At 50.4% G+C, this 22,803-nt stretch carries 15 protein-coding genes; 7 read left to right on the plus strand and 8 right to left on the minus strand.

The window, feature by feature from the left end; all coding sequences use genetic code 11:
• Positions 1-16 precede the first annotated feature (16 nt).
• From HPS54_RS03050 to HPS54_RS03080, 7 genes are all read left to right on the plus strand, one after another.
• Positions 17-232: a hypothetical protein gene (locus tag HPS54_RS03050; protein ID WP_172344005.1), complete on the plus strand. Its 216-nt coding sequence runs from the start codon at positions 17-19 to the stop codon at positions 230-232.
• 1,060 nt (positions 233-1,292) lie between these two features.
• Positions 1,293-1,946 carry a hypothetical protein gene (locus HPS54_RS03055; protein WP_172344006.1) on the plus strand — a complete coding sequence of 218 codons (654 nt, stop codon included), beginning with the start codon at positions 1,293-1,295 and terminating at the stop codon, positions 1,944-1,946.
• A 584-nt stretch (positions 1,947-2,530) separates the two neighbouring features.
• A complete protein-coding gene (locus HPS54_RS03060) occupies positions 2,531-5,557 on the plus strand; it encodes a SusC/RagA family TonB-linked outer membrane protein (RefSeq protein ID WP_172344007.1) in 3,027 nt (1,008 codons plus the stop codon).
• 12 nt (positions 5,558-5,569) lie between these two features.
• Positions 5,570-7,387, plus strand: a complete 1,818-nt coding sequence (locus HPS54_RS03065) for a RagB/SusD family nutrient uptake outer membrane protein (RefSeq protein WP_172344008.1) — start codon at positions 5,570-5,572, stop codon at positions 7,385-7,387.
• An 862-nt stretch (positions 7,388-8,249) separates the two neighbouring features.
• Positions 8,250-9,764 carry a GH3 auxin-responsive promoter family protein gene (locus HPS54_RS03070; RefSeq protein ID WP_172344009.1) on the plus strand — a complete coding sequence of 505 codons (1,515 nt, stop codon included), beginning with the start codon at positions 8,250-8,252 and terminating at the stop codon, positions 9,762-9,764.
• Positions 9,765-9,955: 191 nt separating this feature from the next.
• Positions 9,956-11,875, plus strand: coding sequence for an Ig-like domain-containing protein (locus HPS54_RS03075; protein ID WP_253951920.1), 1,920 nt, complete (start codon positions 9,956-9,958; stop codon positions 11,873-11,875).
• 218 nt (positions 11,876-12,093) lie between these two features.
• A complete protein-coding gene (locus HPS54_RS03080) occupies positions 12,094-12,885 on the plus strand; it encodes a DUF3108 domain-containing protein (RefSeq protein ID WP_172344010.1) in 792 nt (263 codons plus the stop codon).
• Between the two features lie 138 nt (positions 12,886-13,023).
• On the opposite strand, the gene HPS54_RS03085 is transcribed toward HPS54_RS03080, so the two are convergent.
• The 8 genes from HPS54_RS03085 to miaB form a co-directional block, all read right to left on the minus strand.
• Positions 13,024-14,037, minus strand: coding sequence for a glycosyltransferase family 10 domain-containing protein (locus HPS54_RS03085; RefSeq protein ID WP_172344011.1), 1,014 nt, complete (start codon positions 14,035-14,037; stop codon positions 13,024-13,026).
• 8 nt (positions 14,038-14,045) lie between these two features.
• Positions 14,046-15,065, minus strand: a complete 1,020-nt coding sequence (locus HPS54_RS03090) for a glycosyltransferase (protein WP_172344012.1) — start codon at positions 15,063-15,065, stop codon at positions 14,046-14,048.
• Between the two features lie 373 nt (positions 15,066-15,438).
• Positions 15,439-16,221, minus strand: coding sequence for a lipopolysaccharide kinase InaA family protein (locus HPS54_RS03095; protein ID WP_172344013.1), 783 nt, complete (start codon positions 16,219-16,221; stop codon positions 15,439-15,441).
• Entirely contained in the window at positions 16,218-17,240 is a 1,023-nt protein-coding gene (locus HPS54_RS03100) for an acyltransferase family protein (protein WP_172344014.1), read from the minus strand. The genes HPS54_RS03095 and HPS54_RS03100 overlap by 4 nt, the downstream gene beginning before the upstream one ends.
• A 35-nt stretch (positions 17,241-17,275) precedes the next feature.
• Entirely contained in the window at positions 17,276-18,430 is a 1,155-nt protein-coding gene (gene glf / locus HPS54_RS03105; RefSeq protein WP_172344015.1) for a UDP-galactopyranose mutase, read from the minus strand.
• Positions 18,431-18,489: 59 nt separating this feature from the next.
• On the minus strand, positions 18,490-19,431 hold the full coding sequence (locus tag HPS54_RS03110) for a lysophospholipid acyltransferase family protein (protein ID WP_172344016.1): 942 nt from the start codon (positions 19,429-19,431) through the stop codon (positions 18,490-18,492).
• Positions 19,432-19,496: 65 nt separating this feature from the next.
• Entirely contained in the window at positions 19,497-21,326 is a 1,830-nt protein-coding gene (locus tag HPS54_RS03115) for an ABC transporter ATP-binding protein (RefSeq protein ID WP_172344017.1), read from the minus strand.
• Positions 21,327-21,460: 134 nt separating this feature from the next.
• The gene (gene miaB / locus HPS54_RS03120; RefSeq protein ID WP_172344018.1) at positions 21,461-22,801 is read right to left on the minus strand and encodes a tRNA (N6-isopentenyl adenosine(37)-C2)-methylthiotransferase MiaB; all 1,341 of its coding nucleotides are present in this window, start codon (positions 22,799-22,801) and stop codon (positions 21,461-21,463) included.
• Between the last annotated feature and the right edge of the window lie 2 nt (positions 22,802-22,803).

The raw sequence follows: 22,803 nt of genomic DNA on the forward strand, positions 1-22,803 counted from the left end.
TTTAATGCAGAAAACCATGAAAAGAATATATATAAAACCAAGTATCGAACTTGTGAATATAGAAACAGAATCGCTTTTAGCCGGTCTGTCAAAAACAGGTGTATCCACTTGGGATAAAAAAGATATTACTGATGAAGTAAACTTGGATATAAATGACAAGGATGGTGATAGCGAAGATATCATATGTACAAAACCCAACAATCCTGACCTTTGGGACGATGACGAATGGTAATATTATCATGATGATATAAGGGTAAAAGCAATTTGTTGCATATCCTTACTATTAAGAAGTCCGGCGCGCACTGCGGTTGCAGACGCGCCGGACTTTTTGTTATACAATAGTTTTTAGGAAGTCATATTACAACAAAGATTATCATTATTTATGCGAGTTCGGGATAACGGACAATATCTTTATCCGTTTTCCCCTTGGTAGGGACTTTTTCTTGTAAATGTCCGCACGCCTCACGGAGGCGTTCTTTGGGGCATGCACATACATAAAAGGTATGAAGCAACAGAGCATTTGTATTGAAAACCTTAACTTCTTATCTGAACGCCTCTTCGATGCGTGCGGACAAATACAAGCATATGTCCCTACCGAGCGGATGAAGACTAAATGTGGAAAGTAGATAGAGTGAGATAAGGGAAGATAAAAGGTAGATAGAGGACAAATGCCTTGTTGCTTAATCCAAGGACCATTGTCCTTTATCTCCCGTGGCGCAAGCCACATATCTTCTTTTATCTCCCTCTATCTTCTTTATTGTATTTATTGTAAATTATCATTATTTAATGCAATTTTAGCACTTTCTACAGTGCTTTCTTTGAAAATAGTAGAATTTGTAGTATCTTTGTATCTCAGTTATGAAGAATGTAGTGGATTTGAATTGGATTAATCTCATATATGTGATATTCTGGGGTGTAATCTCTTTTATTTCATCTTTTACAGGTATATTGGATTTGGACTGCAGACAGGTTGTGTCCCAAAATTTGCTTAAGGATGTCTTAAATCCTGTCTTTATATGGATTATTGCTTTCTTTGGTGATTATCTGTACAGTGTGTTCTCATTGAAAAAGGATACCCAAATATTGGATGAGAGATGGACAAAAGTATCATACATATTGGTGGAAAGCCTTTTTGTGATATTGCTTCTAAGCATTAACGTTGAAGGCAATCCTTGGCGTATCTTCTGTGTGGTTATGCTATATTTATGTATGATGGGGCTGAAGACATCTTCGCTATATGCTGTTTGTCCGCGCCAGAAAGTCGCATCAGTTTAGTTTATGATATGAACAGTATGATACTATATATAGCAATATCAGCGTTTTTTATCTATTTCGTGATAAAGGTCGTTACCTCCAAACGTGTGGAGAATGTGAAATGTGCGTTTGCCGGAGCATACGATGGCAGCGACACGGTTATATCCGTTCCCAAAGATCGGAACAAAACCATTTATACCGAGGGTGAGACTGTTGTCGATTTATCGGGATATGAAAAGTTTCATATCTCAGGTCGTTCTTTGGAGAAGGTCGGATTGCCCGATGGGGCGTTTGTATACACTCTTCCATTGGGTGACGAGGATATATATTCCATATGCAACCGTTTTGTCATATTCAGGTATGACAATAAACGTTTGGCAAAGGAACATCCTGAGATAACAAATCCGGTGGATGGGTATAAAGCCCGTAAGGCTGTAACCATATTGGACTGCAAGATGAAAGAAGAAGATTTCAAAGAGAAGATGTCCAATATACTTTCTTCCGATCCGGATATAGAAGAAGTGGATAGTTGTGTGGAGCATTTATGGAAAAAGTATTCTTTTGCATCCGGCTATTATAAGGATGAAAAGAAACTGATAGTTTCCATTACATATAAGAAAGGGGAATGTAAAGATTATTCTTTCCATTCTTTAAAGTTCCTGCATGGAGTTGTAAAGTATAAATCAGCGTAATAATTGACAATTGATAATTTATAATGTGAGGGGAATGTAATTTGTAATTCGTAAACTCACTAATATATAAAATTCCCTCCTAATTATAGATTATGCGTAAGTTCGGAATAACGAACATCCGTCCCAATAAGGACAAATACAAGCATATCCATATTCCCGGCGGGTGAGAACCAAATGTAAAAAGGAGATAGAGGGAGATAAGGGAAGATAAAAAGGGAGATAAAGGACAAATGCCTTGTTGCTTAATCCAAGGACCATTGTCCTTTATCTCCCGTGGCGCAAGCCACATATCTTCTTTTATCTCCCTCTATCTTCTTTATTGTATTTATTGTAAAATGACACCTCCGGCACAAAAAAAGCTGTCAATTTATTTGTTTTTAATAAATAAAAACTATCTTTGCAACAACCTATGATGAATTAAAGCAGCTCAAGACGCTCACCTTGAATTAAATCTAATAACAAGTTTACGATTATTTTTTTATATATTATTACTAACCAATTTAAAAATTACCGATGAAGTATCAGAAAAACATGCGTCATCTATTTGATGTACTAAGTCATGGACACGGACGCGCGTTGGTTATTTGCGGACTTGCCGTTGGCACATTGTCAATGCCCGTTCCAATAGTAGCCGGCAGTGTTTTCGGGGGGTAAAATCCACTGAGACACAACAAGTTAACCAATCGAAAACAGTCAAGGGCAAAGTCGTAGATGACAACGGCGACCCGCTAATCGGCGTTACTGTTGCCGTAAAGGGTCAGTCGGGTACCGGCTGTGTTACCGACGTAGACGGTAACTTCTCACTTCCCGTTCCTTCAAACGCAACACTCGTTTTTTCTTACGTGGGCTATGCCACGGTCACAGTGAAGGCTGAAGGACAATCAAACCTCAACATTACGATGAAATCCGACGCACAGGAACTCGACGAAGTTGTTGCCATCGGTTACGGTACGATGAAGAAACGAGACCTTACGGGTGCCGTTTCGTCCGTAAAGGCAGAAGACATTGTGCGCATGCCTACAAGCAATGTCATCGAGGCAATACAGGGACAGGTTGCCGGTCTCGACATTACAAGGTCCAACGGTGAGGCGGGTTCCGGCGTGAACATGAACCTCCGTGGCGTCCGCTCGATAAACGGTGACAACAATCCGCTGTTCATTATCGACGGCATGGAAGGCTCATACGAGGAACTCAATCCCAATGACATTGCGTCGATAGAAGTCCTCAAAGGTGCGTCGAGCACGGCTATATACGGTGCCGCAGGTGCAAACGGTGTCATTATCATCACCACCAAGACACCCAAAAAGGATAAGTTTTCCATCGACCTTGATGCTTACTACGGCTGGAACACCATTACCAGTTTCCCGAAAGTAAACACAGGACAGGATTATATCAACTTCCGTCGCGAGGCACAGCGTGCGGCAGGTGTATGGAACGGTCCGGAAGACGACGGCAAGTTGTTCCCCAACTACATGCAGGACTACATAGACAAGGGACAATGGGTAGACTGGGCGGAACTTGCATCGCAGACGGGTAAGACACAGAGCTACAACATCAACACATCGTACTCCAACGACCGCATGACATCTTACTTCTCATTGGGCTACTACGACCTCGAGGGTCTGCTCAAGGGTGATGAACTGCAACGCTATTCCGCACGTGCCAAATTCGACTTCAAGGCAAACGAAATGGTGAAATACGGTCTGAACCTGTACGCCATGTACTCGGACAACGACCGCCGCTACAGCCGCATCTGGAACCGCGTGCTCTGCATGCCTCCGCTCGGAACGCCTTACGACGAGAACGGCAAACTTGTAGACTATCCGCTCGGCGACGGCAACATGAACCCTCTTGCCGACACAGGCTCACAGCAGTATGTAAACAACGTGAAGACCCTGAGTGTGATGCCGCAGGCATACGTGGAACTGACACCGCTGAAAGGCTTGTCGTTCAAGAGCGTGCTCGGCGGATATTTCCGCAACGTGAAGCAGGGAATATACACCGGAACAAAGTCGTATCAAGGACTTGAGAGCGGCAAGGTGACAGCAGAGGTTCCCAACACATTCACCTATAATTACAAGTGGCAGAACATCCTGACATATAACTTCAAGATAAAGGACGACCACGAGTTCACCGTAACGGGCGTGACGGAATGGAGCAAGGACCGTCGCGAGAAAGTGACAGCCATTGCCAACGGCTTCGACACAGACTCGTATGCATACCACAACCTCGGTGCAGCCACCGGCACACCCACCGTATCGTCAGAGTATGTACAGAGCCAGAAGATGTCATACGCAGCCCGTATAAACTACAGCTATAAGGGTCGCTATCTTGCAAGTGTGAGCAGCCGTTGGGACGGTTCGTCGATACTTGCCGAAGGCAACAAGTGGGATGTGTTCCCCGCCGCAGCCCTTGCATGGCGCATCAGCGACGAGGCTTTCATGCAGAAGTTCGACTTCATCTCCAATCTTAAGATACGTGCGGAATACGGTGTTACCGGCAACGCCGGCGCCAAGGAATATGCAACGCTCGACTATAGCCGCAACGGCATATTCGGTTTCCAGGACATCGCCGTGCCATACAGCGGCTACCAGCTGTCCATTGCCAACAAGGATCTGGGATGGGAGAAGTCATATAACTTTGACATAGGTCTTGATCTCGGTCTCTTCAACGAGCGCATAAGCATGGCACTCGACTGGTATCGCACCGACACCAAGAACCTTCTGTTTAAGAAGAACCTTCCCTATTCTGCCGGAGGATACGGCTCGTCGCCGTTCAACATCTGGTCTAACGTGGGCGAGACACGCAACACCGGTCTCGAACTGAGCATCACAAGCCGCAACTTCACCGGTCCCAAGTTTACATGGAACACAACGCTCACCTTTGCCACAAACAAGAACAAGGTGGTAAAGACCACGAGCGAAGGTCCGTTGCAGTTCAACGAATACTATCTTATACCGGGCGAGGCTGTGCATACATATTACGGTTACAAGTATGCCGGAATATGGGGTACGGCACAAGCCGACGAAGCTGCAAAGTACAGCCAGAAACCGGGACAGGTGCATATTGCCGAGAAAGGCGAGGCAAACTACAAACTCAATGCCGACGACTACTATGTACTGGGCAACGCCGACCCGAAGTGGCAGGGCAGCTTGCTGAACAATTTTACATACAAGAACTTCGACCTGAGCATCCTCGTCATAGCACGCTGGAAGTGGACAATCAACTACGGACTCACCGGCTGGTACCGCACCGACGGACTTTCTCCGTCGCCCGTAATCTGCGACTATTGGACACCGGAGAATCAGAGCGCACGCTATCCGCGCCCGGACGCAAGCATATCCAACGGTCAGGACCCCTACCAACAGTGGGCGAACTATTTCGACGGCTCTTACCTGAAAGTAAAGAACATCACCCTTGGCTATACCGTACCCAAGAAGCTGCTCAAGAAAGCAAACATAGAGCGCTTGCGCTTCTACTTCACGGCAAGCAACCCGTTCATATATACAAAGTGCGACTATCTTAAAGACTACGACCCCGAGAAGGGCGGCAATGACGATGAAGCCCCCTTGTCAAAACAGTTCGTATTCGGTGTAAACGTTTCATTCTAAAAAGAAATACCAATGAAAAGACATAAATTGCTGTCCATAGCACTTGCATCCACAGTGATGTTCACCACAGGATGCAGCCTTGACGAATATAACCCGTCGGGAGTGTCCACCGACCAGGAGTGGAGCACGCCGAGCGGATTTGAGAAGAAAGTGAACGACTGTTACTTCGACCTTATACGCATTGTATACGGTCAGGCGGAAGACACATACCTTATGGTTGCCGAAGGCGGAACCGACATATGGCAGGATGCCAACCCCGAAGGCACCAACGGCAACTGGAGCAAGCTGATGAGATATGAAGACTTCGGCTCGTCGAACGGTATGCTGAACGAGGGATATGCCGGTTTCTATGCCATACTTAACTCGTGCAACGCCGCAATACAATATGCCGACAAGGTGAGAGACATGACTCCCGAGGCGATAAACGCCCTCGTTGCCGAGGCACACTTCATACGTGCTCATGCCCTGTTCAACATCGTAGAGCAGTGGGGAGGCAAGTATCTGCCCCTCGTTCCCACCACCAGTCCTGTGTCGGCACCCAAGTGCAGCACGGTGAACGAATTCTACAAGGTGATACTCGATGACCTCGACTTTGCCATGAAGAACCTTCCTGTGACACAGGAAGTGAAAGGACACGTGACGCGTGCCGCCGCATACCATCTATATGCAAAGGCATGTCTGACCTATTCGACCTATACCGACGGACTGGGCAACGTCACGGCACTGACCGAGGCGGAAAGCCGCAAGCTGCTGGAAGATGCCAAGACTGCTGCAGACTACCTTATAACCAATGCTGCCGCACTGGGAGTGAAGCTCTATGACGACGTGGACAAGGTGTTCGACGAGCGCAACAACAAGAACAACGATGAGTCGCTGTTCATCGTATGCCACTCTACGATAACGGCATACAACCCGCGCGGAAACTATTTCAACCGCGTATGGAAGCATGCCGAGGCATTCAACGCCAACACATCGGGAATATTCCTCGACGGCATGGTGGCAAGCTATGCCACGGAAGTGAACGGCTTTGCCGTGCCGAAGCTGGCAAAGGGCAACTGCTATATGGAGCCGAGCAAGTACATGCTCGACCTCTACGGAGAGAAAGACAAGCGCTATAAGGCTTTCTTCAAGGACACATACTATGTGAACAAGGCCAACGATGCGACAGGCACAAAATACACCTGGAGCCAGGCAGACGCCACACGCTACAGACTGGATGCAGCGCGCGTGGGCAATCATGCTTTTGACATCACGCTGGGCGACACCGCCGTATACATCTCGCGCAAGCCCATGACACAGGCTGAACGCGATGCAAAGCGCTATGCTACGTTCACCGTAGACATGAACTATGCCAACCCCGCCAAACCCTTGAAGTTCTTCCCGAGCCTCAAGAAGGCGGACACTCCGTCGCTATACGCCGGTTCCAACGCCAACAAACCCTATTCGGCAGCCGACTGTATAGTATACCGTTTGGGCGAGACCTACCTTCTGTCGGCAGAAATAGAATGGCGTCTGGGCAATCTGCCTGCTGCAAAGAGCCGGCTTGACGACCTGCGCAACCGCTCATGCGAGGGTCACGACCACAGCATGGACGTGAGCACATCGGAGATAAAAGCCGACTTCCTGCTTGACGAGAATGCACGCGAGATGATTGGAGAGTGGAACCGCTGGATGACACTTAAGCGTTTCCGTGCTTTCGAGAGCCGCATTGCAAAGGCTAATCCGCAGATAACACGTTTCGACAAGAACATACACTATCTGCGCCCGATACCTAATGCGGAGATACTTCTCATAGACAATCCGGAGGAATATCAGAACCCCGGCTATTAAAAAAACTTCTTCATTATAAATAATAAGGACCGTCACGCGGAACTGATGCGTGGCGGTTCTTTCTTGTATTTCCCCTCAATGTCTCTTCTTTCTCCCTTTGTTGCGAGTTTCAAATTGTAGCTTATAAGCCGTTTTGTGTGTCATATCGTCAATTTGAAAATGTCGTCCGAAAATCTTGTTCTACGTGAGCGGAGTGTGCGAAAGATACCGTTAAACCGTGAAAATATTCTCTTTTAGCGGTGAAAAAGCATGCTTTAGATGGTAAAACACGTAACTTTAGGCACCGTATATGCCTGCTTTGGCAGTCAAAGATGCCACCTTTAGGACATAATCTGCCTGCTTTTGCGGTGAAATCAGGCAACTTTTGTATTCCGTATGATGCACATATCCTTGTATTTCGGTGTAACATGCTGGTAGGTAGTATGTTATTCCTGCACACAAATTAAGGCGATATTTCGCCCGATAAGTTTTTTATTTCAGAATATCGCCGTATTTCGGGGTTGTGAAAAATCAAAAAGTAAGTGGAAAGGGCGGAATAATTGATAATTGACAATTTATAATTTATAATTGGGAGTGAATATATAAATCACAGTAGGGATGTTCCCCGGAGCATCCGCCGGCATATACATGATAATCGCCATACGGGTTCGGATGTTCCGGGGAATATCCCTACGGGGAAAATTATATATTAATGTGAATGTCGATAAATTACAAATTGTCTTCCCCTCACATTATAAATTATAAAATGTAAATTATCATACGGATTGTCAATTATCAATTATAAATTATAAATTAGTATACGTTTTTTTCCCGTTTACAAAAGTTTGGGTTATTTTTGCAGGTAAAAAAGACGTTTATATATATGAGTCTGACAAGCATAGCAAGTATGTTCTTCCTGCCGAGGCAGAGGGAACTGAAACGGCACTTCAATGAGGCGGAAGAGCTTCAGGCAAGGGTGCTGCGTTATCTCGTGGCGCAAGCCATGGAAACCAAGTACGGAAAGGAGCATTTCTTCAGCAAGATAAAAGACTATGACGGCTTTGCCGCAAACGTGCCCGTAAACACATACGAGGAGCTGAAGGGTGACATCGACCGCATGCGCCACGGCGAGAGTGACGTGCTGTGGAAGGGGCGCGTAAGGTGGTTCGCAAAGTCGTCGGGCACGACGAACGACAAGAGCAAGTTCATACCCGTGAGCGCGGAGGGTCTGCGCAACATTCACTATGCGGGGGGCAGGGATGCCGTTGCCATGTACCTTATGTCCAATCCCCGGAGCCGCATATTCGACGGGCGCAGCCTGATACTGGGCGGCAGCCACGCGGCAAACTACGGGGCGGCGGACAGCCTGGTGGGCGACCTCAGTGCCATACTGATAGAAAACATCAACCCGCTTGCCAACCTCGTGCGCGTACCTTGTAAGGAAACGGCGCTGCTGTCGGACTTCGAGGTGAAGCGCGACCGCATAGCACGCGAGACATTAGGCAAGAACGTGACGAACATCAGCGGCGTGCCCTCGTGGATGCTTTCCGTATTGACGCGCGTGATGGAGCTTACGGGCAAGACGCACTTGGAGGAGGTGTGGCCCAACCTTGAGGTGTTCTTCCACGGCGGCGTGGCGTTCACGCCCTACCGCGGGCAGTACCGCCAGCTCATAACGTCGCCGTCGATGCACTACATGGAGACGTATAATGCCAGCGAGGGCTTCTTCGGGCTGCAGAACGACCTGGGCGACCCGGCGATGATGCTGATGCTCGACTACGGCGTGTTCTATGAGTTCATACCGATGGACGAGTTCGGAAGTCCCAATCCCACGGTGGTGCCGCTGTGGGGCGTGGAGACGGGCAAGAACTATGCCATGCTGATATCGACGTCGTGCGGACTGTGGCGGTATGTGATAGGGGACACGGTGCGCTTTACGTCGCGCAACCCGTATAAGTTTGTGATAACGGGGCGCACGAAGCACTTCATAAATGCCTTTGGCGAGGAGCTGATAGTGGACAATGCCGAGAAAGGGCTTGCCGCGGCGTGTGCAGCCACGGGTGCGGAGGTGCTGGAGTATACTGCCGCGCCGGTGTTCATGAACGAGAATGCGAAGTGCCGCCACCAGTGGCTGATAGAGTTCTCGCGCCCGCCGGAGGACCTCGCGAAGTTTGCCGGGGTGCTTGACAGCGAGCTTCAGCGCATAAACAGCGACTATGAGGCGAAGCGTTACAAGGACATCACCTTGCAGCACTTGGAGATAATACCCGCCCGCAAGAACCTTTTCAACGACTGGCTGAAAATGAAGGGCAAGCTGGGCGGGCAGCACAAGGTGCCGAGGCTGAGCAACAGCAGGGAGTATATAGAGGAACTTTTTAAATTAAGAAGTAAGAATTAAGAATTAAGAATTTGCTGGCGCCTTGGGAGGGGGTGATGGAGGCTATAGAGGCAATAGAAGCTATAGAGAAAATAGGGGCTATAGAGACAATAGAGGCTTTAGAACCAATAGAAAAATAGGGCTTGAGCTTCATGGGCGGCAGCAAATTCTTAATTCTTAATTCTTAATTCTTAATTCTTAATTCTTAAATTATGAGTTATAGGTTTTCGATAGTAATTGCATTTGTCCTTGCCGTTGCGGGGTGTGCCAAGATGGGACAGCCGGACGGGGGACTGTATGACGAGACACCGCCACGCATAGTGGGTGCCACGCCTGCCGACAAGGCGGTGGGCGTTAGCCCGAAGAAGGTGACGATATATTTCGACGAATACATCACCGTGGACAATCCTACGGAGAAGGTGGTGGTGTCGCCGCCGCAGATAGAGATGCCGGAGATAAAGGGGGCAGGGAAGAAGATTGTGGTGGAGCTGAGAGACTCGCTGAAGCCGGCGACGACGTACACCATAGACTTCTCTGACGCCATATCGGACAACAACGAGGGAAACCCGCTCGGCAACTATACGTACAGCTTCTCTACGGGCGACCATATAGATACGTTGGAGGTGGCGGGCAGCGTTGTGGATGCGTCGAACCTTGAACCGGTGAAGGGCATCCTCGTGGGGCTTTATCCTACAACGCCCGATATGGCTTTCACGGCTGCCGACACGGCATTTACCACAACGCCATTTCTGAGGGTGTCGCGTACGGACAGCCGCGGACGCTTCATCGTGAAGGGCGTGGCTCCGGGACAGTATCGCATATATGCCCTGCAGGATATGGACAACAACTATTTTTTCAGTCAGAAAAGCGAGATGCTGGCATTCTCGCGCGACATAATAGTGCCCGCGTGCAAACCCGACGTGAGGCAGGACACGCTGTGGCGCGACTCGTTGCACATAGACTCGATAGTGCCGGTGAGATATACCCACTTCCTGCCGGACGACATCGTGCTGAAGGCTTTCACCGAGGTGCAGACGGACCGCTACTTCCTGAAGAGCGAGAGACAGAAGCCCGAAGCCTTCACGCTGTTCTTCAGCAACGGCGACAGCCGGCTGCCGGAGGTGCGCGGGCTGAACTTCGACGACAGGGGTGCCTTCGTGGTGGAGGCAAGTGAGAAGAACGACACGGTGACATACTGGCTGCGCGACACTGCGCTTGTAAACACCGACACGCTGCGCATGGAGGTGAGGTATATGGGCACGGACACGCTGGGGGCACTCGTGAGCAATACGGACACCTTGGAGATACTTCCGCGCGAGTCTTACGAGAAGCGCATGAAGCGCATGGAGCGTGAGCGCGAGGAGTGGCAGAAGAAGCAGGAGAAGGCAAGGAAAAGGGGTGACGTGTATCTCACGGAGATGCCCGCAGAGGCTCTCGAGCCCGAATATGACATAGAGTCGGAGCCTGCGCCCGACCGCAACATAACGGTGGTGATGCCGTCGCCGCTGGCGCGCATAGACACTGCCGCCATACATCTTTATTCGCGCCACGACACGTTGTGGTACCGTTCGCCAATGGTATTCAGGGAGCGTGAGGGGAAGCCGCGTACTTACGAGCTGCTGGGAGAGTGGCGTCCGGGCACGGAGTATAGCCTGGAGATAGACTCGGCGGCGTTCACCGACATATACGGCAGGGTGTCCGGCGGGATGAAAAAGGGCTTCCGTGTGCGTACGCTCGACAGTTTCGGCTCGCTGATAATGACCGTTGAGGGCATGGCGGACACCGCGATAGTGGTGGAGCTGCTCGACACGCAGGACCGTGTGGTGAAGAGCGTGAGGACGAGCGACGGCACGGCGGAGTTTTTCTATATCAAGCCTGCGACGTATTACATGCGCATGTTCGTAGACAGCAACGGCAACGGCAAATGGGACACGGGCGACTATGCCGCCGGACGGCAGCCGGAGGAGATGTGCTACTATCCTGAGAGGATAGAGTGTAAGGCGAAATGGGACATCTCTCTTTCGTGGAACCCTTTGGAAAGGGCGGGAGACCGCCAGAAACCGATGGCGATAACGAAGCAGAAGCCTGACAAGGAGAAGACGATAAAGAGGAGGAACGAGGAAAGGAATTAAGAGTTAAGAATTAAGAATGATTATGGAGTAAAGGAGATTTTTTGGAAGTTAAAGAAGTTATGGGAAGTTAAGGAAGTTAAAGGACAAATGCTTATGCCTATGCTTGTCATGGTATCGTCTTAACTTCTCAGCGACCGAAGGGAGCGGTAACTTCTTAACTTCTTTAACTTCCAAAAAATCTTCTTTAACTCCTAATAAAAAATACTAAACAAAAGAATATGGGAAAAAGAATAATGAACATGGCTGCACTGTTTCTTTTTTGTCTTCCTGTAATGGTGGAGGCACAGTGCTCGTATAAGAATACCGCGTTTAAGTCGGGTGAGTTTCTTTCTTATAACCTGTATTATAACTGGAAGTTTGTGTGGGTTAAGGCGGGGACGGCATCCATGTCCACCGTGGCGAGCCGCTACAAGGGACAGCCTGCATACCGCGCCAGCCTTACAACGCGCGGCAACGGCAAGGTGGATAACATGTTTGTGCTGCGTGACACGCTGCTGTGCTACTCGGGACAGGACCTCGTGCCGCTGTACTACCGTAAGGGGGCACGCGAGGGAAAGCGATATACCGTGGACGAGATATGGTATACGTACAAGGGAGGGCAGTGTAACCTGCGTCAGCAGCGGCTGCATTCCGACGGGCGCAAGGACGTGCGCAACCATAAGTCGCCGGAGTGTGTCTACGACATGATGAACATCTTCCTGCGTGCCCGCAGCTTCAGCATAGACGGTTGGAAGCCCGGGCATACGGTGAGCTTTCCCATTGCCGACGGTAACGGCACGGCACCGGCAATGCTGAAATATCGCGGGAAGAAGACCGTTAAGGCGGACAACGGCATAAAATACCGCTGCATAGAGCTGTCGTACATAGAGAAGGAGAAGGGAAAATGGAAGGAGATTGTGCGCTTCTATGTTACTGACGATGCCAACCATGTGCCCGTGCGCCTCGACATGTTCCTGCGCTTCGGCAGTGCCAAGGCTTTTCTTACAAATATGAAGGGGCTGAGGAACTGAGGAACTGAGGAAATGAAGAATGATGAATGAAGAATGAAGAATTTGCTGCCGCCGTTCGTCCTATTGGTCCTATTAGTCTTAAGCCCTATCAGCCACCCATCGGCGGCAGCAAATTCTTCATTCTTCATTCATCATTCTTCATTTCCTCACCCAGTTGCACATTTTATAATAGTTGCGGCCTATGGTGTAAAGATACCAGTTGTGCCATGAGAAGTATTTTGAGGCGGGGTTGATGAGAGTCGGTCCTGCCTCTTTCGTATCGCCGATGCCGCGGCATATCTCTGCAATGAAGTTGAACATGTTGTACTTGTCGAGGACGAGCTGCTTGCTGACGGCAAGCTCCTGCTGACGTCCGGTGTAGAGGTCGGCGGCAAGCGTGGCGTCTATAATCTCGGCGGTGCGGTCGAAGTTGCGGATGTCGACGGGCACGAAAGCCCTGTCGGGGAAGAAGTCGCTGATGTTGGTGCAGCCGTGGTATATGGGGAATGTGCCGGCAAGATAGCAGTCGGCAAGCTTCTCCGTCCAGTAGTAGTCGCCGGTGGAGTTTTCTATTACTATATGATACTTATATGGCGCCAGCACCTCCCACTTGTCTGCAAAGCCGCGGTTGCCGCGTCCGTAAATGTCTATCTTGTCACCGTAACGTTCCTTGAGCTTCTCCATGAAACGCAGGCGGTCGACATGTCCGCGCGAGAACGCCTTGTTGCTCGATATCACCGATATAAGCTTTGTCTTTTCGGGATTTGCGCGGCGTATGTCCTCATAGTTCATCGGGAAGCGGTTTGTTCCGTCCTGTTCGAACGTGGCACCGACGAACCATGTCAGTATTGCCTGTGTGTGTATGACGTTGGTTCCCGGTATGGGCTTAATCTGCGGCTGGCACGCAAGGACGGTGCCGAACTGTGCGCAGAACTTACGGGGATAGCACAATATGCTGTAAGGCTCGCCGGTGAGCAGTATGGTATGGCTGCGCGGCACGTCGAACAGAGTGGGGACGCGCAGTCCCTTTTCCTTTATCACAACAAAGTCCGGACGGCACGACGTGTCGTTGATGACGAAGCGGAACTCGCCGTCGTCGGTGATGCCGCCGGTGTTTCTCATCTGGCGGAAGTGCACCAGCGGGTCGCGTGTTATTATCAGTATTGTTTTCATAAGCTGTCTTAATGCTTGTCGGATAGTCCGAGATATTCCTCAGCCTCGCTGAGCATGGACGTTATGTAATGACCGTTGCCGAGCCTTACGCTCATCTCTGCCGCCGCACGGCGCATTGCGTCATAGCGTTCGCCGGTGAGCGATGCAAGCATGCCTGCAATGTCTTTCAGGCTGTTTACGGCGATGCCGACATTCTCTTTCGTGATGAACGGCGCCATTGCCGCCTTGCTCCATACAATGACGGGTATGCCGGCGCGGAGGTAGAACGATGTCTTATGCGGGTCGTTTATCTTGAGATATTCTCCCCATGCCCCGGTGCACTCGTCGGTGGAGTCGCCGTCCCACACTATTCCGAAGTGAGCCTGTACCTTTGTGATGAAATCTTCCGAGGGCATGAAGCCGTGATAGTGCAGGTTGGGGTTGGAACACTCTTCCGGTGCAAAGCCCTTGCCGTAGAGGTCGAGGGTCCACTCGCGCGTGACGTCGTCGAGCTTATACAGGAAGTCGTTGCGGCGGCGTCCGAGGTTGCCTGCGTATGCTATGCGCCACGGGTGCGCTGCCGGTAGTGTTGCCTGTGCCGGAGTGTTGTCGGACAGGAAGTCGAATATTTCGAGACACTGTATCCTGCCCTTAAATCCGTTCTCGATAAGATATTGTTTCATCGTGGGGTTGTGCACGATAAGCACGTCGACGGCAGAAAGCCGGCGGTTCTCCTTCTCCGGCGTGAGCTTGTGGCGGCGGAACGCACCGAGGTCGTGTATGACGGTGACGACGGCGGCACCCTTGAGATGTGCGAGCAGCGATGCTATCCTGAAGAACTTCTTCATGGGATATTGCAAAAAGAGCATGTCGCCGCGGTGCAGGCGGAAGAAGATGGAGCTGACGCTTACCAGCTTTGTCAAGAAACGTGCAACGCCCCCGTTGCCGAAGTTGATGCGTGTAAGGTTTTTATACCCGAGGCTGCCGGCGATAATCTCAATATCGCGCTTCGCCTTGTTGATGGTTCCTATTTCGATAAAGTATTTCATATTGTTATTATTTTTTTGGAAGTTAAAGAAGTTATGGGAAGTTAAAGAAGTTAAAAGACAAATGCTTATGTCTTTGGTTTTGCTTGTCATTGTATCTCATGTTGTTATTATTGTTTGGAAGATTATTTTGGAAGTTAAAGAAGTTATGGGAAGTTAATGAAGTTAAAGGACAAATGCTTATGTCTTTGGTTTTGCTTGTCATTGTATCTCATGTTATTATTATTGTTTAGGAGATTATTTTGGAAGTTAAAGAAGTTATGGGAAGTTAATGAAGTTAAAAGACAAATGCTTATGCCTTTGGTTTTGCTTGTCACGGTATTGTCCTTTAACTTCCCAGCGACCGAAGGGAGCGATAACTTCCCTCATAACTTCTTTAACTTCCAAATAATCTTCTAAATAATCTTCCAATCCCCTTCAATCTCCCCGTGAACTTCTTGCGCCGTGTCCACCGGCGGTCGTGCCTCAGCTTTACGTATACGGCGCGGTCGATGTCCTCTGGTGTCCAGCCGCATGCCGCGGCATATTTTTCCAATACGTCCATGTACATGTCGTCGGGACGCCACAGCAGCGTGAGGTTCTCCATGCGTTCCGCCTTGGGCACCGGCTTGCCGTCGTAGAAGGTCATGCGGTTGATGTCTATGAGCTGAAACCTGTAGCCGTTGCCGTCGCGGCGGTAGAGCGTGTTTGTGGAGTTGAGGTCGCGGTGCAGTATGCCGCTTTGGTGAAGCGATGCCACAAAGCGGGCATATTCTGCAGCAAGACGTGCATTGTACGGCTCCTTTTCGATAAGCTCGTCGCGTACCGGTCTCATGTCGGTATACTCACATATATAGTAAACCTGCCTTATCATACCGCCCCTTATATCCTCGATATACGCTATCGGTGCAGGAGTGTCGAAGCCCCGGGCACGTATGGCGGCAGCATTCTCGAAAGCCCGCCGCGCCTTGTCCTTGCGGAAGAACGTATATATCGCCTGCTTGACGATGTCGTGCCGCTTGAAACGCTTTGCCACAAGGCAGACATCGCCGTGGCGGAAAAGGCGCACCTCGTTGCGGCCGGAAAAGAGCAGCGTGCCCTCGCCGCGGTCAAAGAGCAGGGGAACGGAGGCTATGAAGCCGCGTATGTGTTCGTAATCGGGACTGACGGTTGTTCTCATAGCCTAATGTTTTGCGCCCTCCTGCCAAAGACAATGGGGAAATATCGTTTCAGTATCATTATTATTGGCACGAAGGCAAGCGTTGCCGCCAAGGAAAGGGCGAACGTAAGAATCACTTCCTGCCAAGTAGGGGGGGCGAGCTTGCTTATGAGCTTCATCACCGGATGAAGAAATTCGCGGTGGAACTCGAGTATGACAATGGAGCCGGCAGATATGACGGAGACAACGGAAAGCCTGACCTTATCGAGAAGAACCGATAATATCAGTATGGCAAGACTGCCCGTGACGGCACCCGTGATAAAGACAGCGAGGCTGTTGCCGTATTGCCCCATGAACATGGAAGCCTCTCCGTTGTATATTCCTATAATATATGTTGCCGCCGCAAGAGCTGCAACCATGCACCAGCGTGTTGCCGTAGAGGTGCGCCGCATGTTGCCGACGAAGGTGTTGAACGGCTCTTTAAGCACCGACGAACCGAGGTTGCCGAGCATGAAGAACGGCAGGGCGAGCATTGCATCGGCAACGCCCCATGCCATCTCAACATGAAAATAATTGTAGGCAACGGCACCGCAGAGCGACAGTACGCACACGGCAAGCATGCTCCTGTTCCCGCGTACAAAGACCTGGAATATAAGCTTTATGACAATGAGGGCATAGACAAACCACAGGTTGCCGCAGCCAGACGCCCCGTTGATGGAGTGGAAACCGAAGGTAACGCCGAACAGCGACCATGCCCAAAGTCCGTCGTCGAGGTGTTTGAGGATAAATCCGGCAACCTTTATAAGGCTCAGGATGAAATACGGGATGACGAGATTGTGCAGGCACTTGTCCCAGCATACAGCCATGGAAGTCTCACGGCGTGTGAGATAGCCGGAGATGATGAAGAACAGCGGTACGTTGAAGGCATACAGAAACTCGCTTACCCCGCCGTCGGGAAAGCAATGCCCCCATACAATCATAAGCATTCCGACGGCTTTCATCCAGTCTATCCAGTTCTTACGCTCTTTTATGTTTGTCATAATCGTCTTTTCTTTAATAAAAGGTTTGTATTGCATCACAGGAGATTACGCCAGATGTCCATTACCCTTTCCACTACGGGTGCCATGTCGTAGTACTTGTATTCGGCAAGCCTTCCGCCGAATATCACGTCAGGCTCGTTGTCCGCCAGTGCCTTGTATTGCAGATACAGTGAGTTGTTGCGCTCGTTGTTCACCGGATAGAAAGGTTCCATTCCCTCCGTCCATTCCGTGCTGTATTCGCGGCTTATGACGGTCTTGGGAAGCTGGTATACGGCTTCGCCGAACATCTCGAAGTGCTTGTGTTCTATGATTCTTGTATAGGGCACCTCGCGCTCGGTGTAGTTTACGACGGCGTTCCCCTGATAGTTGGGAACGTCCAGCGTTTCATGTTCAAAGCGCACCGTGCGGTATTCGAGGTTGCCGTAGCAATAGTTGAAATACTGGTCAATCTTGCCCGTGAAGACCAGCTTGTCGGCAAGATTACGCCAGTTTTCTATGTTGGGACCGGGTGATGTCCTGTTGAAAAAGTCCATGCGCGTAATGGTGTCGGCACCCCATAGAAGTTTGGAAATAAGCCGGTTGTATCCACCTATGGGTATTCCCTGATACGAATCGTTGAAGTAGTTGTTGTCAAAGACAAAGCATACGGGCAGGCGCCTTATTATCTGTGCCGGAAGTTCGGTGCATTTCCGTCCCCACTGCTTCTCGGTATATCCCTTGATGAGACGTTCGTATATGTCGCGCCCCACGAGCATGAGAGCCTGCTCTTCGAGGTTGCGCGGCGGACAACCGGCGGAGAGACCCAGCTCGAGGGATATCTCCCGGCGCTGTTCCTCTATCTTGCGGCGTGCCTCTACGGGAGTTGTGACGCCCCACATGCGGTAGAACGTGTTCATGTTGAAAGGCAGGTTGTATAGCTCTCCCTTGTAGTTTGCCACGGGAGAGTTTGTGTAGCGGTTGAACTCGGCGAGCGAGTTGACAAACTGCCACACCTCCTTGTTGTTGGTATGGAAGATGTGCGCGCCGTATTTGTGGACGTTGATGCCCTCTATCTCTTCGCAGTAGACGTTTCCGCCAAGGTGGTGGCGCTTGTCGATGACAATGCAGCTCTTGCCGTTCTTGTGGGCGAAATGGGCGAACGTGGCGCCGAACAGTCCGCTGCCGACTATAACGTAATCGTAATGTTTCATAGCTTTTCTTTACCGTAATGTCTCATGATGCCCTTTGCCGCGGGTGTAGTGGCAGTGACTTATGTTCTTATCTTTATCTCGCCCCGTGCCACACGGCTGTCGTACTCTTCGTGAGTACGCTTCCAGCGGTTGTGTGTCCAGAGGTAGCACGACGGGTCGCGGCGTACCGACTGTTCGAGCATTCTGAAAAAGGTTCTTGTTATTTCGTATTTCGAAAGACTGTCAGGTTCCTTGGTGATAAGTCTGAACGTGCAGACGTAATGACCGCGGCGTGTGCGCTCCATATCCACATAGAACACGGCGTCGTTCATTTTCTTCATTATCCGCTCTCCCCCTGTGAACACCGGCGTGTCGTGGTTGAGGAAGTCGAGCCACAGGTGTATGTTCTCCCACTTCGGCACCTGGTCGGATATGTATCCGAAAAGAGAGTGGCGCTGTTCCTGCCTGTATCTTAGAAGATAGCGTAGAATTTCGTTCTTGGGGATACATACTCCGCCAAGATGGCTGCGGAGCGAGATGAAGAGACGGTTGAAGACATCGCTGTAAAGAGGATGATATATAAGTCCGGAAACGGCATCCTTGTGCCGTGTGTAGGCAATGCCTACGCCGGAGAGCCACTCCCAGTTGCAGTAGTGTCCGAGGATTGCCGCGCACGACTGCCCTTTGTCGAAGCATTGTTCCAGTTCCTCCACGTTGCGGAACTCTATGTGGCGGCTCATCTGCTGAGGCGAAATGGAGAGAAGTTTTATCGTCTCTACGAAATAGTCGCAGAACCAGTGGTAGAAGCGGCGCTCTATACAGGCAAGCTCTTTGCTGCTTTTTTCCGGAAACGACGTTGCAATATTCTTCCTGACAACCTTCTTGCGGTAGCCTACGAGCATGTATATAAGGATATACATAAAATCGGAGATGATATACAAGGCACGGAAAGGCAGCAGTGACAGCGCGTAGAACATGATGTATGTCACGCCGTAAAGAATATTGTTCAGTACTTTCTTCATTCCCTGTTATATATTTATTCAAGTTTACGGAGCATTCCGGGATGCGGGGCGGTTCCGTGTTCCGTTTAAACCTGCTGCATGTCGTGCAGCTTGTGATAATATCCGTTGCGTGCAAGCAGCTCGTCGTGTGAGCCGCGCTCGACAATCTGTCCCTCGTGGAGCACGCATATCTCGTCGGCATTCTTTATTGTTGAAAGCCTGTGGGCTATGGCAACGGTGGTGCGCGTCTTCATCAGTTTCTCGAGAGCATCCTGAACAAGGCGCTCGCTCTCGGTGTCGAGTGCCGACGTTGCCTCGTCGAGAATAAGTATCGGCGGGTTCTTCAGTATCGCCCGTGCAATGCTTATTCTCTGCCTCTGTCCGCCCGACAGACGCCCGCCGCGGTCGCCGATGTTCGTGTCGTAGCCGTTTTCAGACGCCATGATGAATTCGTGGGCATTGGCTATTTTCGCAGCTGCCTCCACCTCCTCACGGGTTGCGCTGTCCACGCCGAATGATATGTTGTTGAAGAACGTGTCGTTGAACAGTATCGCCTCCTGGTTGACATTGCCGATGAGCGACCGCAAGTCGTGTATGCCCATGTCCTTTACGTTGACACCGTCGATGAGCACCTCGCCCTCCTGCACGTCGTAATAGCGCGGGATAAGGTCCACCAGCGTGGACTTTCCTCCTCCGCTCTGCCCTACAAGTGCAACGGTCTTACCTTTCTCCACAGTAAGGTTGATGTTGCGGAGTATCCATTTCTCCGCATAGCGGAAGGACACGTTGCGGAATTCTATCTTGCTGTTGAAGCCTGTGGATGCGGCAGGTACGGCAGGCTCCTTGATGTCGTTCTCCGCCATGAGGATTTTGTCCACGCGCTCCATGGACGCCAGTCCCTTGGGTATGTTGTAGCCAGCCTTTGAGAACTCTTTGAGCGGGTTGATGATGCTGTATAATATAATAAGGTAGTAGATAAATGTAGGTCCGCTCAATGTCATGTTGTTCAGCACCAGCACGCCGCCGAACCAAAGCACTATGACGATGAGCACTGTGCCGAGGAACTCGCTCATCGGGTGCGCCATTTGCTGGCGGGTGTTCACCTTCAGGATATTGTCGCGGTATTCGCTGTTTATCTTGTCGAAGCGTGTGTTCATCTTCTCTTCGGCACAGAAAGCCTTGATGATGCGCAGTCCGCCGAGCGTCTCTTCCACCTGACTCATCGTGTCGCTCCACAGAGCCTGTGCCTTTATGGATTTCTGCTTGAGCTTTCTTCCCACAAATCCCATGAACCAGCCCATGAGGGGGACAATGAGAAGTGTGAAGAGCGTCAGCTGCCAGCTTATGACGAGCAGCGTTGCAAAATATGCTATTATGAGTATCGGGTTCTTGAAAAGCATGTCGAGCGAGTTCATTATCGAGCTTTCAATTTCCTGCACGTCACCGCTCATGCGGGCAATGATGTCTCCCTTACGCTCTTCCGAGAAGAAGCCGAGCGGCAATGATGTTATCTTGCGGTAAAGCTGGTTGCGTATGTCGCGGACGACACCTGTGCGTATGGGGATGATTGTTGCCGAAGAAAGAAAATATGCGCCCGTCTTGAGGAATGTCATAAACGCAAGGAACAGTCCGATGACAAGCAGGGTGGTCGTCGCCCCCATTTCCCCTACAAGCTGGTGGACATAATAGTTGGCGTTGTTTGCAAGTATTTCCTTAAAGTCTCCGCTGTCCCATTCGAGCCAGACAACGTTTTCCGTTGCACGCTCGGTGCGGAAAAGAATTTGCAGGATAGGGATGATGGCTGCGAACGAGAAAATGTTCAGCACCGCCGACAATATGTTGAAAACCACCGTAAGTACCAGATATTTCTTATATGGAGGTACAAAGCGGTATAAGACATGCAGGAATTCTTTCATATAAAAGAAATTAATTATTTGCGGACCGGACCGTGCCTATTGTGCAAAAGGGCGTGTCCGGCACCGTTTATATCTGCAAATATAAGCTAAATAAACAAGAACACCAATGGTATGCGTATATTTTTACGGAGTTGTCACACCGCGTCTCCCTTCAGCGTTGCACTCGAACTGCCGGTTATTCTTACACGTACAATCTCCCCGATGTGGTGGCAACCCTTGTCGAACACCACCATCTTGTTCTGTTCCGTGCGGCCGCACAACTGTTCACGGCTGCGTTTGCTGAAGCCTTCGACAAGCACGTCGAACTCCTTTCCGACATCCTTCGCGTTTGATTTTGCCGACAGGCGTGTCTGGAGGTCTATCATCTCCGCAAGGCGGCGCAGCTTCACCTCCTCGCTTACGTTGTCGGGAAGATGTTTAGAGGCATACGTACCGGGACGCTCGCTGTATTTGAACATGAAGGCAGAGTCGTAGCCCACTTCTTCCATGAGCGACAGCGAAAGACGGTGGTCTTCTTCCGTCTCGTCATGATAGCCCACAAAGATGTCTGTTGAAATGCCGCAGCCGGGAATGATGCGCCTTATTGCCTCCACGCGCTCCATATACCACTGGCGTGTATATTTGCGGTTCATGAGCTTGAGTATGCGGTCGCTGCCGCTCTGTACGGGCAGGTGTATGTGTTTGCATACGTTTGGCTTTTCTGCTATTACATGCAGCGTCTCGTCGCTCATGTCCTTGGGGTTGCTTGTCGTGAAACGCACGCGCATCTCCGGCACGGTGTCGGCAACAAGGCGGAGAAGTCTGGGGAAGTCCACCACTTCTTCATTCTCCTTGCCTTCGGACATGCCGCCGGAGACATAATGATATGAGTTTACGTTCTGCCCAAGCAGTGTCACCTCCTTGTATCCGCGTTCCCGCAGGTCGCGGCACTCGCGCAGTATGCTCTCCACGTCGCGCGACCTTTCACGCCCGCGTGTGTACGGCACTATGCAGTAATGGCAGAAGTTGTTGCATCCGCGCATGATGCTTACAAATCCTCCGATGCGGTTTCCGGCTATGCGCTGCGGAACGATGTCACGGTAGGTCTCGGATGTAGACAGCTCGATGTTCATCGCCTTCAGCCCCATCTCACACTGTGCGATGAGGTCGGGCAATGAAAGATAGGCATCGGGACCGGCAACGAGGTCGGCATGGTGGTTGTCTATAAGGTCATTCTTTACGCGCTCAGCCATGCAGCCGAGTACACCCAGTATCAGCCTGCGCCCTTTCTTGCGCTCTGCGTTGAGCGTGTCCAGCCGGTTGTATATTTTCTGTTCGGCGTTGTCTCTCACCGAACATGTATTCAGAAATATGGCATCGGCATCCTTTATGTCGTCGCAGGTGTCATAGCCTGCCATTTTCATTACCGATGCAACGACCTCACTGTCTGCCACGTTCATCTGGCATCCGTAGGTTTCTATAAAGAGTCTCTTCATTA

This window comes from Xylanibacter caecicola (assembly GCF_013166515.1).
Classification (GTDB): Bacteria; Bacteroidota; Bacteroidia; order Bacteroidales; family Bacteroidaceae; genus Prevotella; species Prevotella caecicola.

Excerpts from the sequence above, each read along its gene's own strand:
- HPS54_RS03050 (WP_172344005.1), top strand. The coding sequence starts at position 17 with ATGAAAAGAATATATATAAAACCAAGTATCGAACTTGTGAATATAGAA.
- HPS54_RS03055 (WP_172344006.1), top strand. The coding sequence starts at position 1,293 with ATGATACTATATATAGCAATATCAGCGTTTTTTATCTATTTCGTGATA.
- HPS54_RS03065 (WP_172344008.1), top strand. The coding sequence starts at position 5,570 with ATGAAAAGACATAAATTGCTGTCCATAGCACTTGCATCCACAGTGATG.
- HPS54_RS03070 (WP_172344009.1), top strand. The coding sequence starts at position 8,250 with ATGAGTCTGACAAGCATAGCAAGTATGTTCTTCCTGCCGAGGCAGAGG.
- HPS54_RS03075 (WP_253951920.1), top strand. The coding sequence starts at position 9,956 with ATGAGTTATAGGTTTTCGATAGTAATTGCATTTGTCCTTGCCGTTGCG.
- HPS54_RS03080 (WP_172344010.1), top strand. The coding sequence starts at position 12,094 with ATGGGAAAAAGAATAATGAACATGGCTGCACTGTTTCTTTTTTGTCTT.
- HPS54_RS03085 (WP_172344011.1), bottom strand. The coding sequence starts at position 14,037 with ATGAAAACAATACTGATAATAACACGCGACCCGCTGGTGCACTTCCGC.
- HPS54_RS03090 (WP_172344012.1), bottom strand. The coding sequence starts at position 15,065 with ATGAAATACTTTATCGAAATAGGAACCATCAACAAGGCGAAGCGCGAT.
- HPS54_RS03095 (WP_172344013.1), bottom strand. The coding sequence starts at position 16,221 with ATGAGAACAACCGTCAGTCCCGATTACGAACACATACGCGGCTTCATA.
- HPS54_RS03100 (WP_172344014.1), bottom strand. The coding sequence starts at position 17,240 with ATGACAAACATAAAAGAGCGTAAGAACTGGATAGACTGGATGAAAGCC.
- glf (WP_172344015.1), bottom strand. The coding sequence starts at position 18,430 with ATGAAACATTACGATTACGTTATAGTCGGCAGCGGACTGTTCGGCGCC.
- HPS54_RS03110 (WP_172344016.1), bottom strand. The coding sequence starts at position 19,431 with ATGAAGAAAGTACTGAACAATATTCTTTACGGCGTGACATACATCATG.
- HPS54_RS03115 (WP_172344017.1), bottom strand. The coding sequence starts at position 21,326 with ATGAAAGAATTCCTGCATGTCTTATACCGCTTTGTACCTCCATATAAG.
- miaB (WP_172344018.1), bottom strand. The coding sequence starts at position 22,801 with ATGAAGAGACTCTTTATAGAAACCTACGGATGCCAGATGAACGTGGCA.